The following is a 16,617-nucleotide window of genomic DNA, read 5'->3' as shown; positions in this document are numbered from 1 at the left end:
GGTCTATTCCTCGTCGTCCCAGGTCGGGCTGTGGTCTTTGGCGTACTGGACGTAACTGTTCGAGACGCCCTGCGGGACCATCGGCCAGACCATGGAGTCGCGGCTGACGACAAAGTCGATAACCACGGGTCGGTCGTTGGTGGCGATGGCGAGTCGGATGGCGTCGTCGATCTCCTCCGGCTTGGTCACGCGGATCCCGAGCGCGCCGTACGCATCGGCGAGCTTCACGAAGTCGGGCACCCGAATGGTGTCGTGACCCGTATTGAGGTCGGTGTTGGAGTAGCGGCCCTCGTAGAACAGCGTCTGCCACTGGCGCACCATGCCGAGCGAGGAGTTGTTGATCACCGCGACCTTGATCGGAATGTTGTTGATCGTGCACGTGGCAAGTTCCTGATTGGTCATCTGGAAGCAGCCGTCGCCGTCGATGGCCCACACGGTCCGGTCCGGTTCGCCGACCTTCGCCCCCATCGCCGCGGGCACGGAGTAGCCCATCGTGCCAGCGCCGCCGGAGTTCAGCCACGAGTTGGGGCGCTCGTACTGGATGAACTGCGCCGCCCACATCTGGTGCTGCCCGACTCCAGACGCGAAGACGCCCTCGGGTCCGGTGATCTCTCCGATTCGCTTGATCACGTACTGTGGCGAGAGCAGGCCGTCGTCGGGCTCGGAGTAGCCGAGCGGAAACTCCGTTTGCAGCCCCTTGAGGTAACTCCACCACTCGGTGGTCTCTACCGTTCCGGCCGCGCTCGCTCGGACGAACGCCTCCGTGAGATCGGGGAGGACATCCTTGAGATCACCCACGATGGGCACGTCGGCCACGCGAATCTTTGAGATCTCGGCCGGGTCGATGTCGACGTGCACGACCTTGGCGTGCGGAGCGAAGAGGGCCGCCTTGCCGGTCACGCGGTCATCGAACCGGGAGCCGAGCGCGAGAATCAGGTCGGCCTCCTGCAACGCGAGCACCGCGGGGACGGTGCCGTGCATACCTGGCATACCGAGGTGCTGCTCGTGCGAGTCGGGGAACGCGCCCCGCGCCATCAGCGTGGTGACGACGGGAGCGCCGCACGCCTCGGCGAACGCCTTCAGCTCTGCCGCCGCGCGCGCCCGGATAACGCCGCCGCCGACGTATAGCACCGGCTTCTTCGACTCGGTCAGCAGCTGCGCCGCGGCCTGGATCTGCTTGCCGTGCGCCTTCGTGACGGGGCGGTATCCCGGCAGGTCGATCTTCGGCGGCCAAAGGAATGGCGCCTGATCCTGCTGCGCATCCTTCGTAATGTCGACCAGCACCGGGCCGGGGCGGCCTGTCGTGGCAATCAGCGCGGCGGAGGCGAGGGCAGAGGGGATGTCCTCAGGTCGCGTCACGAGGATGGAGTGCTTCGTGATCGGCATCGTGATGCCGACGATGTCCGCCTCTTGGAAGGCATCGGTGCCCATCAGCGTCGAGAACACCTGGCCGGTGATCGCGAGCATCGGTACCGAGTCCATGTAGGCGTCCGCAATCGCGGTCACGAGATTCGTGGCTCCGGGGCCGGAGGTCGCGATGCAGACGCCGAGCTTGCCGGTCGCCGAGGCGTAACCCTCGGCCGCGTGGCCGGCGCCCTGCTCGTGACGAACCAGAATGTGCCGGATCTTCGACGAGTCCATCAGCGGGTCATAGACGGGGAGGATTGCGCCGCCGGGCAAACCGAAAACGTCCTCGATCCCCAGCATCTCAAGCGAGCGGACGACCGCTTGCGCTCCGGTGAGGACCTCGGCCGCGGGGGCGGCGCCCGGGTTGGCGGATCGGGGCGGCTGGGGCGTCGGTGCGGTCTGCACGGCGGACGGGTCCGGGGTCATGCGGGTGTCGATTCCTTCGGGAGGTGGTGCGGCGGACCCCGGGCGACAAGCTCAGGGGCGGATGCCGGGAAAGCTCAGGGGCGGATGCCGGAGAAAGCTCAGAGGCGGATGCCGGGGAGACGCGAGTGCGCGACGGTCACCCGGTGACGGCGCCCTCGGCTGCCGAGCGGACGAGCTTGGCGTACTTGGCGAGGACACCGCGGGTATAGCGCGGGGGAAGGGGTGCCCAGCCTTCTCGGCGAGCGGCGAGCTCGGACTCATCGACGAGTAGGTCGATCGAGCGAGCGGCGATATCGACCCGAATCGGGTCTCCGTCGCGAACGAATGCGATGGGACCTGCGTCCACCGATTCGGGAGCGATGTGGCCGATGCAGAGGCCGGTTGTGCCGCCCGAGAATCGTCCGTCCGTCAACAGTAGTACATCTTTCCCGAGCCCTGCCCCCTTGATAGCGGCGGTGATGGCGAGCATCTCGCGCATTCCGGGGCCGCCCTTGGGGCCTTCATAGCGGATGACCACCACGTCGCCCTTCTCGATCCGCCCCTCGGTCAACGCGTCCATCGCGGCGCGCTCGCGCTCGAAGACACGGGCGGGGCCCTCGAAGACCGAGGCGTCGAAGCCGGCCGTCTTGACGACCGCCCCCTCAGGAGCGAGCGAGCCCTTGAGAATAGTGAGCCCGCCGGTCGCGTGGATCGGGTTGTCGAGCGTGCGGATGACCTCGCCGTCCAGCGGAGCGATGTCCATCTCGGCGAGGTTGTCGGCGACGGTCTTCCCGGTGACGGTGAGGCAGTCGCCGTGCAGGAGCCCCGCATCCAGAAGCGCCTTCATCACGGCAGGGACGCCGCCGTGGCGGTCAACATCGTTCATCACGTACTTGCCGAACGGCTTGAGATCGCCGATATGCGGGATCGTGTCGCCGATGCGGTTGAAGTCGTCGATCGTGAGGTCGACCTCGGCCTCGTTGGCGATCGCGAGCAGGTGCAGGATGACGTTGGTCGAGCCGCCGAACGCCATTGCGACCGCGATTGCGTTCTCGAACGCCTTCTTGGTGAGGATGTCGCGCGCCGTGGTGCCAGTGCGCAGCAACTCGACCACCGCCTCCCCCGACTTGCGGGCGAAGTAGTCGCGGCGGCGGTCGGCCGCGGCGGGCGAGGCCGAGCCGGGAAGGCTCATCCCGAGCGCCTCGGCGACGCTCGCCATCGTATTGGCGGTGTACATGCCTCCGCACGAGCCCTCGCCCGGCGCGAACGCGCACTCGATCCGCTTGGCGTCCTCCTCCGACATGATCCCGGCCTTGACGCCGCCGACGGCCTCGAAGGAGTCGATGATCGTGATGTCCTTCTCGGTGCCGTCCGAGAGCTTGACCCAGCCCGGGGCTATCGAGCCGGCGTAGACAAAGACGGCGGCGAGGTCGAGGCGCGCGGCGGCCATCAGCATCCCGGGCAGCGACTTGTCACAGCCGGCGAGCATGACGGTGCCATCGAGGCGCTCCGCCATCATCACGGTCTCGACGGAGTCGGCGATGACTTCACGGGAGACGAGCGAGAAGTGCATGCCCTCGTGGCCCATCGAGATGCCATCCGAGACGGAGATGGTGCCGAATTGCAGCGGGTAGCCGCCCCCGGAGTGCACGCCCTCCTTCGCGGAGCGCGCGAGGCGCTCGAGCGAAAGGTTGCAGGGAGTGATCTCGTTCCAGGAGGACGCGATGCCGATCTGCGGCTTCTCCCAGTCGTCATCGCCCATCCCGACCGCCCTCAGCATCCCGCGCGACGTCGTGGCCTCAATGCCGTCCGTAACGGTGCGCGAGCGAGGCTTCCAATCGATTTCCGGCATGCGTCGAGGCTACCGCGTCGCGCTCGGTCCCCCTGCTCGCCAGGCGGACCTCGACCGGCCCGCGCACTCGGCCCGGTCCACCCGTCCGGCACCCGGCCATCACGTCGAGATCCCCATGGACATCCGACTCGTCACGAAAGGCTGCTTCCTGCGTCAGATAGCAGCCGTTCGTGACGAGTCGGCCGGGCGGGAGGGGCGCCGCGGCGATTGCTGCGGGAAGATTCGGTCTATTTTGAGCGAAGGTCGGCGAGTAGCCGCAGCGCGTGCGCGACCTGCTCCGGCCCGCGGACGCGGTAAGCAGCAGCGGTGGTGCCCTCGCCGCTCTTGATGCCGACGTCGCCCACGCCGAGGACGGCGAAGGCGTCCTCATCTGTCACGTCATCGCCCGCGTAGAGCACAGCAGTCGCACCGGTGTAGCGGCGCAGGTGCTGGACGGCTTCCCCCTTGGTCGTCGAGCGGACCGAGAACTCGAGCACGTTCTTACCCTCGCGGACGGTCACACCCTGCACCTCCGCGCGCGCCTCCGAGAGGGCGACGACATGGGCGACGCGGCTGTGGCGCTCGGTCGCGAGGCGGGTGTGCAGAGCGAAGCCGGCGGGCTTGTCCTCGATCCAGACATTGTCGATCCCGCGGGCGATGCCTTTCAGCACGTCCTCGAGGACGCCGACCTTTTCGAGCTCGTCGTTATTCAGGCGCACAGCATCATCCTCGGAGTCGAGGCGGATTTCGATGCCGTGGGAGCCGACCAGCAGCGCCTCGTCGGGCAGCTGCGAAACCTCCTCGAGGCTCCCGAGCGCGCGACCCGAGACGAGGGCGACACGAGTGGCGGGAAGGGCGAGGAGCCGCAGCACGGCCTCCCGCGCCTCCGGAAGCGCTCGCGCCCGTGCGGGGTCGTCGACCTCGGGCGCGAGGGTGCCGTCGAAGTCGAGCGCCACCAGGATGCGGTCGGTCGCAGCGAGCTGTCGCAGTGCCATGCGGAGCCGGTCGGAGACGCCCTCGTTCATCGCGCGCCGCCGTCGAGCGTCCGCTCGTCCGCCGCCTCGCGCTCGCGTTCCGCCGCCTGGCCGTGCGCCGCGTCGTCGCGATGCTCCGCTTCCTGGCCGTGCGGCGCCTCCTGGCCCCGAGCGGCGGGGCGGACGTCGAGCTGCTGACCAGCTGCGTGCTCGGTGAGCGCCGCGAGGAACGACTCCGACCAGCGCGCGACATCGTTCTCGAGCACGCGGCGGCGCAGCGCCCTCATGCGGCGTGTGCGTTCGACCCGCGGCATCCGCGCCGAGGCTTCCATCGCGTCCTTCAGCCCTGCGATGTCGTGCGGATTCACCTGCACGGCCTGCTTGAGCTCGTCCGCTGCTCCGGCAAACTCGCTCAGCACGAGCACGCCGTCGTTGTCGAAACGGGAGGCGACGTACTCCTTCGCCACGAGGTTCATCCCGTCGCGCAGCGCGGTGACGAGCATCACATCGGCCGCGAGGTAGAGCGCCACCATCTCCTCCCGTGGATAGCCGTGGTGCAAGTAGCTGATCGCGGGGTGTCCGAGCGTGCTGTAGTCACCGTTGATCCGCCCGACCTGAAGCTCGATGTCGTCGCGCAGCTGGCGATAGGTGTCGACGCGCTCGCGGCTCGGGCTCGCGACCTGCACGAGCACTGCGTCCTCAGAGGTGAGACGGCCGTCGGCCAGCAGCTCGCCGAACGCCTTGAGGCGGTGGCCGATCCCCTTCGTGTAGTCGAGGCGGTCGACCCCGAGCATGACCGTCTCGGGGTCACCCAGCTCGGCACGGATCTCGCGGGCCCGCGCCTGGATCGTGGGGGTTCTCGCCATCGCTTCAAACGACGCGGAATCGATCGAGATCGGGAAGTGCCGGGCGACGACGCGCCGGACGCTCGCGCCGCGACGAGAGCGGTTCACGCGTCGGGTGCCGCCGGCCGCATCCTCCTCGACCGGCACCTCGACGACGGTGCTGCGGGTGTCGTAGCCGAGCAGGCGGCGCACGGCGCGGAGGAAGCTGCCGGCGTCGCCCTGCCGCTGGAACCCGATTACGTCGGCGCCGAGCAGGCCCTCGACGATCTGCCGACGCCACGGGAGCTGCGCGAAGATCCCGTACGGCGGAAAAGGGATGTGGTTGAAGAAGCCGATCGTGATGTCGGGACGGAGTTCCCGGAGCATCTTCGGCACCAGCTGCAATTGGTAGTCCTGTACCCAGACGACACCGTCCTCTTCCGTCACGGCCGCGGCCGCCTCGGCGAAGCGCCGGTTCACGCGCACGTAGGCATCCCACCAATCCCGGTGGTAGGTGGGAGGAGCGATGACGTCGTGGTAGAGCGGCCAGAGTGTGTCGTTCGAGAAGCCCTCGTAGTAGTCCTCGAGTTCCTGCGCGCTGAGGGCGATGGGGACGATCTGCACGCCGTTGTCCACGAAGGGAGCGACCTCCTCGTCGGCGACCCCCGGCCAGCCGACCCACGCGCCCTCGTTCGCACGCATCACAGGCTCGAGTGCGGTGACGAGGCCGCCGGGCGATGTCTTCCACGAGGCTGTGCCGTCCTCGGCGATGACGCGGTCGACGGGGAGGCGGTTCGAGACGACCACAAATGCGTTGCGCTCCGGCCCTCCGCGAGTCTGCTCGGCGTGGGAGAGATCTGCAGGGGAAAGAGTGGAGGTGGAGTGCGAAGGAATGGTCGTCCCAATCGTCGGTCGAGCCGTCGTCGTGCCCGTCGAGGTTACCAGCCCACCCCTGATGGGGGCCGGGGTCAGCCGTGGACGAGCGCGAGCGCGAGGGTCGCTCCGCCGACCGTCGGGATCACCGCGACCAGACCCAGGAGCGCGTACTGCCGCCACGAGATGTGCACTCCGAGCGCGGTGAGCCGCTGGTGCCAGAGCAGCGTCGCAAGCGAGGCCCACGGGGTGATGAGGGGGCCCGCGTTGACGCCGATCAGCAGAGCGACCAGGCGCAGGGGATCCGCGGCGACCGGCTCGAGGGCGAGGTATGCGGGCAGGTTGTCGACGAGATTCGAGGCGACCGCGCCGGAGCCGGCGAGGCGCAGCAGGTCGAGGGTCCCGCTCCCCTCTCCCGCGACGACGGCGAGCGCCGCGCCCAACCCGAGCTGGTGCGCTGCCTCCATCGCCACGAAGAGACCGGCGGCGAAGACGACGAGCTGCCAGGGCAGAAGCGAGACCCGCAGCGCGGCGGGCTTGCGGAGCGCGAAGAGGACGATCAGAGCAAGCGCGGCGACGGTCGCCGGGATCCACACGTCGAGCCCCGAGACCAGGGCGGGGAGGAGCAGCGCCACGACGATCCCCGCGCCGGTGAGCAGCACGCGGTCCGTGACGGGCGTCCGCTCCCCCGGCGAGTAGCGCCCTGCGAGCTCGCGTCGGTAGCGCACCGCCAGGATCACGACAGGCACGGCCGCCGCGACGAGCGCCGGCATCACGGTCAACGCCGCGAAGGCGAACGGGCCCTCGACGCCGAGCCTGTGCTGCGCAAGCAGGTTGGTCAGATTCGAGACGGGCAGGAGGAGCGAGGCGCAGTTCGCCAGCCAGACGGTCGCCATCGCGAACGGCAGTGGCGAGACGCGCACGTGCGCCGCCAGCAGCACGACGACCGGAGTCAGCAGCACCGCAGTGGTGTCGAGAGAGAGGAACACCGTGCTGACGACCGCCATCGCCACGACCAGCAGCCAGAGCACGGCGGTGCGCCCGCGCCCCCAGAGCGCGGCGCGCTCGGCCACCACCGTGAAAACCCCGGCGTCCGAGGCAAGCTCGGCGACCACGGTCACCGCGACCACGAAGCCGAGGATCGGCGCCGTCCGCTCGACCAGCTCGCCGAGCGCCTGCATCGGCAGGACTCCGGTGACGACGGCCACCGCCCCGACGACGAGCAGCACCGCTCCGATTACTGCCGTGCGCATGTCGTTCCCGTTCTCCTCGGCGTGCCCCGGCACGAGGACGGTGGTCCCGGCGGCGGTCCACCGTAGCGGGAGAACGCCTCGGTGCTGTCAACCGTTCCTCTGAGAGCTTTCGCACCCGCTAGCGTCGAGGTGAACACGGGAGGCACACGCATGCGCAAATTCATCCTCAATTCCAGCGTCATTAGCGCGATCGTCGGCGGCTGGTCGATTCTGCAGACCACGCGCAAGGGCCCGCGCGACTGGCGACTGGCCCTGCAGTGGGTCAGCTGGGCGATCTCGGTCACCGTCGCCCTTGCCTCCGTCTCCTACGACTCGAAGGAGATCGTCGCAGAGGAGCGCGGCGCGAAGCGCGACCGCTGAGCAATGCGTCCTGATGCTCTGCCTCCTCGTGAAGCGGCGTGTCAGCCTGTTGGTGGGTGTGTTCCCGGCGAGACTGGAGACCGTCGTCGCGTGCACGAGAAACGGGGTTCATCATGAGGTTTCGTCTGAGGCGCCGCCAATCGGCTCCCGAGGTCGTCGCGGCCCCCGCCCTGACGCAGGACCAGCTTTTCGCGGTGGTTCACGAGCGCCTGGCGGCGTTCGTCGGCTCCGAGGGCGCCTGGGTTGTCACGCGTCGCAGCCACGACGATCGGGACCCGATCTTCCACGGGATGCTGGCGCGCTCTCTCGCACACGAGCTGTCGGCCGCGATTCACGACGAGCAGCTGCTCGTCGGCGTCGAGCCAACGGAGAGCCCGGTTACCGCTGCGATCCCGGCGATGCGCGCGTCCACTCCCCCGGTCGAGCCCGCCGCGCTGCGCTGGGAACCGCAGCCGATCGCGGTCTGGGCGGAACCGACTCCGGCTGACGTCTCCGTCCCCGCTCCCCGCTGAGTTCGACGGATCTGGGCCGGTCTCGACTCCGCCGCGTTCGCAACCGAGGTTGAACGGCCCCGACAGCGCGTTTCCCGTCCTTTCGGATGCTTTCAACCTCGGTTACGCACATCGGTCAACGGAGAACCCACTCAGTTCAGAGCGTTGGCCAGCCCTCGGGGCCCTGGCTGCCGGCGGGGTACTCGTCGAGCGGTACCGCATGTGCCTGCCACGCGTCGATCGCGGGCTGCACGATCCGCCAGCACTCCTCCGCCGCGTCCCCGCGCACGGAGAGGGACGGGTCATCGTCCAGGATCCCCGAGATGACCTCCCCGTAGGCGAGGAGTTCCCCGGCACCGAATGTGGCCTCCAGCGAGGCGCGCTCAAGGGAGTAGGGGTCACCAGGACCATTGATGTTGAGTTCGAGCGCCATCTTGTCCGGCGCAAGGAACAACCGCAGCACCGACGGCTCCTCTGTCCCGTGAAAACCCGCGGGCAGGTGCGGCACCGGCTTGAATCGGATGACCACCTCGCGCCGCCGCTCGCCCAGCGCCTTGCCGGAACGCAGCGTGAACGACACTCCCGACCATCGCCACGTGTCGATCTCGACGGTGAGCTCGGCCAGTGTCTCGGTGCCGCGCTCGGGATCGACACCTTTTTCCTGGGCGTAGGACGGCAGTTCCCGCCCGTCGATCGTCCCCGCGGTGTAGCGGGCGCGCCGAGAACTTTCGGCCGGGTTGTCGCCGCGCAGGCGCGTCGCGCGCAGGACGATCGACTTGGCGTCCCGCAGGTCCGCGGCGTCGAGCGTAGACGGCGGCTCCATCGCGATCACGGCGAGGACCTGCAGTAGGTGGCTCTGGATCATGTCGGTTAGCGCACCGGCTCCGTCGTAGTAGCTCGCGCGACCCTCTAGAGCGAGTTGCTCGTCGTAGACGATCTCGACGCTCTCAATATGCTCCGCCGACCACAGCGGCTCCAGGACCCGGTTGGCGAAGCGCAGCCCGAGCACGTTCATCACGGTCGCCCGGCCGAGGAAGTGGTCGACGCGGTGGGTGCGGTCCTCGGGCACAAGGGCGGCCAGTCGCTCGTTGAGCGCTCGGGCGCTCGCCTCGTCGGTGCCGAACGGCTTCTCGAGGGCGAGCACGGTCCCCTCGGGCAGCTCGTGGGCAGCGAGCGCCTCGCACGCCGTGGCCGCGATCGCGGGCGGGAGCGCGAAGTAGACCGCGACAGGCCCGACGCAGCTCGCGAGCAGAGCAGCGAGCGCCTCCGGATCGGTCACGTCGACCTGCTGGTAGCGCGTGCCCGAGACCAGCGCGTCGATGCCGGCCCCGGTCGCCTCGACGCTCCCGAACGATGTGGTCAGCACGTCGTGCCACTGCTCCTGCGTCCAGTCCTCCCGCCCGGCCCCGACGAGGTGAATCCGGCGATCGGTCTCGCGCGTCAGCAGTTGCCCGACCGCAGGCAGGAGGAGGCGAGCGGAGAGGTCCCCCGTCGCACCGAGAATGAGCAGGGTCGAGACCGTCTGTGCCATGCGGCTCACCCTACGGCCCAGCGGGGCGCCATTGCTCCGCTGGGAGAAGGCCGCTACACCTGGAAGGATCACCGCATGGTCTCCCCCATCGAGGACTACGCCGTCCTCTCCGACTGCCGCACGGCCGCTCTCGTTTCCCGCGACGGAGACATCGACTGGCTGTGCCTGCCCCGCTTTGACTCCGCCTCCGTCTTCGGTGCTCTGCTCGGCGGTGACGACCAGGGACGCTGGTCGCTGCGGCCGGTGGACGGCGAAGCGACGAGCGAGCGGCACTACCTCGGTGACACTCTGGCGCTGGTCACGCGCTGGACGACTCGGACCGGTGTGGTCGAGGTCATGGACGTGATGCCGCTCCGCGACGAACGCGCCGAGCTCGTCCGCCGGGTCCGTGGTATCTCCGGCACCGTCCGGATGCGGCAGGAGCTGCGCATCCGCTTCGACTACGCCCGCACCATGCCGTGGGTGCGCCAGGAGGGCTCCGACAAGGATCCGCTGCTCGTCGCCGTCGCCGGACCAGACGCGGTCGTCGTGCGCGGTGTCCGGCTGAAAGCCGTGGACCACGCGCACGTTGCCGAGTTCGACGTCGTGGCCGACGCTGTCGTGGACCTCTCGATGGCCTGGTTCCCCTCGCACCAGCGCTCCCCGAAGCGCCTCGACATCGATCGCGCCCTGGAGCGCACGCACGCCTGGTGGACAAGGTGGGCGTCGGCAATCGACTACGACGGACCGCATCGCGAGGCCGTCGTCCGCTCGCTCCTGACGCTGCGCGCGCTGACCGACGACGAGACCGGCGGCATCGTCGCGGCAGCGACCACGTCACTCCCTGAGCAGTTCGGTGGCAGCCGCAACTGGGACTACCGCTACGTGTGGCTCCGCGACGCCGCCCTCACGCTGCAAGCCCTGCTCGCGCACGGCTTCGAGCAGGAGGCGCAGAAGTGGCGTGCGTGGCTGCTGCGGGCGGTCGCCGGCGCCCCTGAGGACGTGCAGATCATGTACGGCCTCGCGGGTGAGCGCGACCTCGCCGAGCGAACGATGCCGAGCCTGCCGGGCTACGACGGCGCCTCGCCCGTACGGATCGGTAACGCCGCCGTCGACCAATACCAGGCCGATGTCATCGGCGAGGTCATGGTCGCGCTGCACGAGGCGCGGGTGCTCGGAGTGGACGAGACGGCGTTCTCGTGGCCGCTCCAGCGCGCGCTGCTGGGCTTCGTGGAGGAACACTGGCAACGGCCCGACAACGGTATCTGGGAGATCCGGGGCGAGCCGCAACACTTCACTAACTCGCGCGTGATGATCTGGGCGGCCCTGGACCGCGGCGTCCGTGCCGTGCGCGAGGGTGGGCTTCCTGGTCCGGTCGAGACCTGGGAGCGGCTACGCGACGAGGTGCGGGCCGAGATCCAGGCGCAGGGCTTCGACGCCGAGCGCGGCCACTACGTGCAGTCCTACGGATCGACCGAGGTCGACGCCTCCCTCCTCGTGCTGCCGATGGTGGGCTTCGTCGCCGCAGACGACCCGCGGATGCTGGGCACCGTTGCCGAGCTAGAGCGGGTACTCCTGCAAGACGGACTGCTGCACCGCTACCGCACTGAGTCGTCAGTCGACGGCCTGGCCGGTGGTGAGCATCCGTTCCTCGCCTGCTCCTTCTGGCTGGTGCGGCAGTACGCCTACTCAGGCCGCCTCGGTGACGCGCGGGCACTGATGGACCGCTTGGTCGGCCTCAGCAACGACGTCGGCTTGCTCTCGGAGGAATACGACGTCGAGGGCCGCCGCCACGCGGGCAACACGCCGCAGGCACTCTCCCACCTCGCGCTCGTGCAGGCCGCCGACGCGATCGCGGCGCAGCAATGAGGTGACGGTGGGTGCCTGCTAGCGGGCGGAGGACCGTCGGCTTCGGCTCGTGCAGGCCGTGGGCGGGCGACGGTACCGCGACGACCAGTCGACCGAGTGGCGGATCACGAAGGCTCTCCTGACGTTCAGCCGCATGCTCGGCTGAGAGGAGCCGACGCGCTTGACCTCGAGCGCGCTCGAAGTCGTAGGTTGGCGCCATGCCCACCGCCACTGCCGCCCCGACCGAGACCGAGGTGCTGTCGATCTCGCAGGTCGCCGCCGTCACCGGTCTGACCGTGCACACCCTGCGCTACTACGAGCGCGCCGGGCTGATGCTCGACCCGGTCGAACGCGCCGCGTCTCAGCACCGCCGCTACCGGCCAGCCGACGTCGGCTGGGTCGATTTCCTCACCAAGCTCCGCGCGACCGGTATGCCGATCGCCCGGATTCGCGAGTACGCCCGGCTCCTGCGCATCGGGCCAGCCACGGAGCCGGAGCGCCTCGCGCTACTTCGAACGCACCGCGACGAGGTCGAGGCGCAGCTCGCCCGGACACACGCCAGCCTGACCGCGATCGACATCAAGATCGCGGCGTATCAAGAGAGGACCACCACCCTATGAAGACGATCACCCTCGGATCCGCCGTCGCCGCCCTCGAGGTCTCGCGCCTCGGCCTCGGCGCCATGGGCATGTCAGCGTTTTATACCGGAGCCGGCACCGACGACGCGGAGTCGATCCGCACCGTGCACCGCGCCCTCGAACTCGGCGTCACCTTCATCGACACTGCCGAGATCTACGGCCCCTACACCAACGAGGAACTACTCGGCCGTGCCCTGGCCGGCCGCCGCGACGACGTCGTGCTGGCCAGTAAGTTCGGCATGATCCAGCACCGCGGCGACGGGAGCCGCGGACTCGATGGCTCCCCTGAGAACCTGCGGCTCGCCGTCGAGGGCTCGCTACAACGCCTCGGGACCGACCACATCGACCTCTACTACCAGCACCGAATGGATCCGGGAGTGCCGGTCGAGGAGACGGCGGGAGCCTTCGCCGAGCTGATCCAGGAGGGCAAGCTGCGCGGCTACGGCCTCTCGGAGGCGGCACCCGCGACGATCCGCCGCGCCCACGCCGTGCACCCGGTGACGGCGGTGCAGTCCGAGTACTCGCTCTGGACCCGCGACCCCGAAGCGGACGTCTTGCCGGTGCTTCGCGAACTCGGCATCGGCTTCGTGCCCTACTCGCCGCTCGGCCGCGGCTTCCTGACGGGCAGCATCCGCTCGGTCGACGAGTTGGGCAGCGACGACTTCCGCCGCGACAACCCCCGCTTCGCCGACGGCGCGCTCGAGGCGAACCTGCGGATCGTCGAGGCCGTCGACCGCGTCGCTGCAGAGGCTGACGCGACGGCTGCGCAGGTCGCGCTCGCCTGGCTACTCGCGCAGGGCGACGACATCGCGCCGATCCCGGGCACCAAGCGCGTCTCGCGCATCGAGGAGAACGCCGCCGCCGACGCCCTGGTGCTCACCCCCGAGCAGCTCGCCACCCTCGGCTCCCTCGAGCCGCCGGTCGGCGACCGCTACGCCGACATGAGCTCGATCGGCCGCTAACCCCTCCGCCCCTTTCCCCCGCGAGATGTCTCTTGCGACCGCCTCCCTCGGCGGGTCACGTACCCAACTGGCATCTCGCGGGGTGAACTCAGTCGCGCGAAGGAGTGTCGCGCAGATCGATCAGGCCGGTGAAGAGAGCGCCGCGCTCGTCGGAGCGCTTGTCGCCCGAGAACAGGTTGTCCGGGGCGGAGGAGGTGTGGCGTCGCGGTGCCACCGGCTCGCTCTCCATCTCGATGCGCTGGCGCGGCAGGGCGACCGGATCTTTCTCGTGCAGCCACGAGACAAGTCGCTCGCGCACGTAGCAGCGCAGATCGAAGAGGGTCGGCGCGTCCTTCGCGGTCACCAACACGCGGATACGGACGAAACCGCCGGTCGCGTCAGTCACCTGCAGCACGCTGGTGCGCCCGTCCCAGAGGTCGGTCTCCTCCAGCATCCGGTGCAGCTCCTCGCGCATCTGCTCGGGGCTCACCCGCCAATCGAGGTCGAGTTCCACCGCGCCGAGCAATTCGGAGCCGGTGCGCGTCCAGTTCTGGAAGGGCTTGGTCGTGAAGTAGTTGGTCGGCAATACCAGGCGGCGATCGTCCCAGAGGTGCACGACCACGTAGGTCAGCGTGATCTCCTCGATCCGCCCCCACTCGTTCTCCACGATCACCACGTCGTCGAGCCGGATCGCGTCGCTGAAGGCGAGCTGCATCCCGGCGAAGATGTTCGTGAGACTCGACTGAGCCGCGAGCCCCGCGACGATGGAGAGGACACCGGCTGAGGCCAGCAGGCTCGCGCCGGCGGTCCGCGCCTCGGGGAAAGTCAGCAGCGAGGCTCCGATCGCGATCACGACGACGGCCGCGATGGCGACCCGCCGGATGATCGTCATCTGGGTGCGAAGACGACGGGCGCGCCGGTTGTCGGCGGTATCCGTGCGGTAGCGCGCGGCCCCGAGATCCTCGAGGAACACGAGAAGCGCGCCAGTCACCCACGCTGACGCCGCGATGGTCGCGATCTGGAACGTTCGTTCGATGAGCCCCGGCCAGACCTCGCCTGACACCGTCGCGGCCAGGGCCGTCCAGATGGCAATCGTCACGAGGAGGACCCGCAAGGGGACGCGTATTCGGCGGATGAGCAGGCGCGCCCAGGTCTTGCGTCTGCCGATCGAGCGGAGGACGAGAGCGGCGACGGCGGTCGCCACGACGGCGATCACGATCGCGATCACCACGGCGAACGCGATCGAACCGATCTCGGGGAGGACGTCTTCAGGCACAGGTGTCCTTTCGTTGGCGGGAGGCGAGCGCGCACCATCGAGCGGATCAAACACACAAGCCTTCCACGAATCCGGAAGCCCGTCCGGTTCCCCTCCCCAATGCTGCGCCAACGTCCAGACCCGGGCCCTAGCCCCGTGAGATGCCTCGTGGGTGCAGCTTTATCGGCGTGTCGCTTACCCCACTGGCAGCTCGCGGCGGTCGTCGTCGCGCGCCGGACGAGGCGCCTGTCGTCGCGCGGCTGCTAGCGTCCCAGCATCGAACGCGAGGGAGAATCATGTCAAAAGCGTCCACCATTACCGCGCTGATCGCGGCCGCCGCCGTCCTCACGGGCTGTTCTGGAGCAGGAGGCGAAACTCCGGCGGAGACTCCCACCCCCTCGTTCTCGTTCCCCGCCGCACCAACGGCCACGGATTCGGCGAGCCAGCGCTTCGCGGGAACGGACGGGGCGGGCCTCGACGACCCGGCCACACTCGAGGGAGTCGCCGCCGCGCTCGCGGGTACCAGCGCCTTCACCTTCGACGCCGGCGCCGCCCTCTCCTCCGAGAACACGCCGTACTGGGACACCGACACGGCAGCACTCTCATCGGCCGGTTTCCAAGCAGACACCTCGAGGACGAATCCGGCGAAGGGCTACTGGACTTTCCGCAACGACGCGGGAACGACGATCATGATCATCCAGCAGCGCGTGAAGGACAACGATCCGCAGGTCAGCGATGAGGCCGCGAGCCAGCATGTGATCGATATCTCGGGTCCTCAGGGGGAGGTGCAGCGCGTCTCCCTGGCCGTGAAGGGCGGCGGAACGATCGACGCTCTGCGTGCCGCGCTGGCCCCCGCCGAGGATGGGCTGGCCTGGGGCTCCGTTCTGCGCTCGTTCACCAAGCCAGGCATCGCCGTGCAGCTCATCGCGACCGGCGCCGATCAGTCTCGGGCCGACGACGCGCTCGATCTCGCGGTCCGGTCGACCACTGTCGGATTCCACGGCGTGCTGCCCCTCGTGGGTGGCCCCACCCCCGCCCCGACCGACCACTGACCGAGCACCACCGTCCGAGCACCATCGTCCGAGCACCACCGTCCGAGCACCACACCAAGGGAGAGCCATGACCATCCGACCCCTAGCCCGCACACTTGTGGTCGTGGCCACCGTCCTCGCCCTCGCGAGCTGCGCGAGCCCGGGGAGCGCCAGCCCGGGAGACGAGACCGCCGCGGAGACCGCCGTTACGCCGTCGTTCTCCTTCCCTGCCGCGCCAGCAGCACCCACCCCGAGCGCTTCCTCAGCCACCCACGGAGCCGACGACGCCTCAACCGGCGCCGGCCCTATCACTTTCACCGATGGAGCAGCACTGCATACCACAGACGAACTCTTCTGGGCCATGAAGATGTCGACCCTGAGCGAGCACGGCTTCGAACTCGACGCCGCACAGTCCGACATCGCGAACGGCCGCTGGATCTTCCGCGCCGGCGACGGCTCGGTCCTCACTGCACTGCAGCAGCGAGTGACGGACATCGACTCCACCACCACCGACGAGGACGCGACCCGGCAGGTCCTCGTGGCCTCGCACATCATCGACGACCCGCAGCCCGCAACCCTGCCCCGTCAAGGAGGCGGCACGATCGAGGCCCTCGGCGGCGACCGGGCTCCTGACGCGGACGGCCGATCCGTCGGAGCGATCTCGCGCAGCTTTGCCCGCACGGGCATCAACCTGTCGATCCTCGCCGCGGCTCCAAGTCCGGCGCGGCTGACCGAAACCCTCTCCGTCGCGGCGCAAGGCCTTGAGGTGGGCTTCCAGGCCGGCAGCTGAGTCCGTCGAGAACCGACCCGTCCGAGTGGGATGAACGACGCGGGCTTCGGCGGGGCGACACTCAGATTCGTGGGCAGCTTGGCCTGGTTCTCGACGCGCTTCTCACCGAACACCCGCTCAAGCCGACTAAGAAAAAAGCTCCGAGCCCGGCGCCGGACTGATGAGCAAAAGATATCGTTACACAGA

The 16,617-nt window shown here is 69.0% G+C and carries 14 protein-coding genes; 7 read left to right on the top strand and 7 right to left on the bottom strand.

Annotation, left to right across the window (positions count from 1 at the left end):
• Window positions 1–3: 3 nt before the first annotated feature.
• From B0H03_RS07835 to B0H03_RS07815, 5 genes are all read right to left on the bottom strand, one after another.
• Window positions 4–1,833, bottom strand: a complete 1,830-nt coding sequence (locus B0H03_RS07835) for an acetolactate synthase large subunit (RefSeq protein ID WP_104263867.1) — start codon at window positions 1,831–1,833, stop codon at window positions 4–6.
• Window positions 1,834–1,969: 136 nt separating this feature from the next.
• Window positions 1,970–3,664 carry a dihydroxy-acid dehydratase gene (ilvD, locus tag B0H03_RS07830; RefSeq protein WP_104263866.1) on the bottom strand — a complete coding sequence of 565 codons (1,695 nt, stop codon included), beginning with the start codon at window positions 3,662–3,664 and terminating at the stop codon, window positions 1,970–1,972.
• Window positions 3,665–3,891: 227 nt separating this feature from the next.
• Window positions 3,892–4,668, bottom strand: coding sequence for a trehalose-phosphatase (gene otsB, locus B0H03_RS07825; RefSeq protein ID WP_104263865.1), 777 nt, complete (start codon window positions 4,666–4,668; stop codon window positions 3,892–3,894).
• On the bottom strand, window positions 4,665–6,248 hold the full coding sequence (locus B0H03_RS07820) for an alpha,alpha-trehalose-phosphate synthase (UDP-forming) (RefSeq protein WP_104263864.1): 1,584 nt from the start codon (window positions 6,246–6,248) through the stop codon (window positions 4,665–4,667). Before B0H03_RS07820 ends, otsB begins: the two co-directional genes overlap by 4 nt.
• Window positions 6,249–6,409: 161 nt before the next feature.
• On the bottom strand, window positions 6,410–7,567 hold the full coding sequence (locus B0H03_RS07815) for an SLC13 family permease (RefSeq protein ID WP_104263863.1): 1,158 nt from the start codon (window positions 7,565–7,567) through the stop codon (window positions 6,410–6,412).
• A 150-nt stretch (window positions 7,568–7,717) separates the two neighbouring features.
• Between B0H03_RS07815 and B0H03_RS07810 the strand changes: the two genes are divergently transcribed.
• Window positions 7,718–7,927, top strand: a complete 210-nt coding sequence (locus B0H03_RS07810; RefSeq protein ID WP_104263862.1) for a hypothetical protein — start codon at window positions 7,718–7,720, stop codon at window positions 7,925–7,927.
• Between the two features lie 113 nt (window positions 7,928–8,040).
• On the top strand, window positions 8,041–8,439 hold the full coding sequence (locus B0H03_RS07805; protein WP_104263861.1) for a hypothetical protein: 399 nt from the start codon (window positions 8,041–8,043) through the stop codon (window positions 8,437–8,439).
• 136 nt (window positions 8,440–8,575) lie between these two features.
• Here the strand turns inward: B0H03_RS07805 and B0H03_RS07800 are convergent, their stop codons facing one another.
• Window positions 8,576–9,949, bottom strand: a complete 1,374-nt coding sequence (locus B0H03_RS07800) for a glucose-6-phosphate dehydrogenase (protein ID WP_181075006.1) — start codon at window positions 9,947–9,949, stop codon at window positions 8,576–8,578.
• A 39-nt stretch (window positions 9,950–9,988) separates the two neighbouring features.
• On the opposite strand from B0H03_RS07800, the gene B0H03_RS07795 reads away from it, so the two are divergent.
• The 3 genes from B0H03_RS07795 to B0H03_RS07785 all read left to right on the top strand — a co-directional run bounded on the left by B0H03_RS07795 (window position 9,989) and on the right by B0H03_RS07785 (window position 13,376).
• On the top strand, window positions 9,989–11,797 hold the full coding sequence (locus B0H03_RS07795; RefSeq protein WP_419956895.1) for a glycoside hydrolase family 15 protein: 1,809 nt from the start codon (window positions 9,989–9,991) through the stop codon (window positions 11,795–11,797).
• Window positions 11,798–11,994: 197 nt separating this feature from the next.
• Window positions 11,995–12,396, top strand: a complete 402-nt coding sequence (locus B0H03_RS07790; RefSeq protein WP_104263858.1) for a MerR family transcriptional regulator — start codon at window positions 11,995–11,997, stop codon at window positions 12,394–12,396.
• Window positions 12,393–13,376, top strand: a complete 984-nt coding sequence (locus B0H03_RS07785) for an aldo/keto reductase (RefSeq protein ID WP_104263857.1) — start codon at window positions 12,393–12,395, stop codon at window positions 13,374–13,376. The genes B0H03_RS07790 and B0H03_RS07785 overlap by 4 nt, the downstream gene beginning before the upstream one ends.
• A gap of 88 nt (window positions 13,377–13,464) precedes the next feature.
• On the opposite strand, the gene B0H03_RS07780 is transcribed toward B0H03_RS07785, so the two are convergent.
• Window positions 13,465–14,631 (bottom strand): mechanosensitive ion channel family protein, encoded by a 1,167-nt coding sequence (locus B0H03_RS07780; protein ID WP_181075005.1) that lies wholly within the window; start codon window positions 14,629–14,631, stop codon window positions 13,465–13,467.
• Window positions 14,632–14,906: 275 nt separating this feature from the next.
• Between B0H03_RS07780 and B0H03_RS07775 the strand changes: the two genes are divergently transcribed.
• Together B0H03_RS07775 and B0H03_RS07770 are read left to right on the top strand one after the other, a co-directional pair.
• Window positions 14,907–15,662 (top strand): hypothetical protein, encoded by a 756-nt coding sequence (locus B0H03_RS07775; protein ID WP_104263856.1) that lies wholly within the window; start codon window positions 14,907–14,909, stop codon window positions 15,660–15,662.
• Between the two features lie 67 nt (window positions 15,663–15,729).
• The gene (locus B0H03_RS07770) at window positions 15,730–16,431 is read left to right on the top strand and encodes a hypothetical protein (protein ID WP_127843857.1); all 702 of its coding nucleotides are present in this window, start codon (window positions 15,730–15,732) and stop codon (window positions 16,429–16,431) included.
• Window positions 16,432–16,617: the final 186 nt, after the last annotated feature.

This window comes from Rathayibacter iranicus NCPPB 2253 = VKM Ac-1602, assembly GCF_003149025.1.
GTDB classification, from domain to species: Bacteria; Actinomycetota; Actinomycetes; order Actinomycetales; family Microbacteriaceae; genus Rathayibacter; species Rathayibacter iranicus.
The sequence above is the reverse complement of the archived record's forward strand: the minus strand, read 5'-3'. Positions and strand labels throughout refer to the sequence as shown.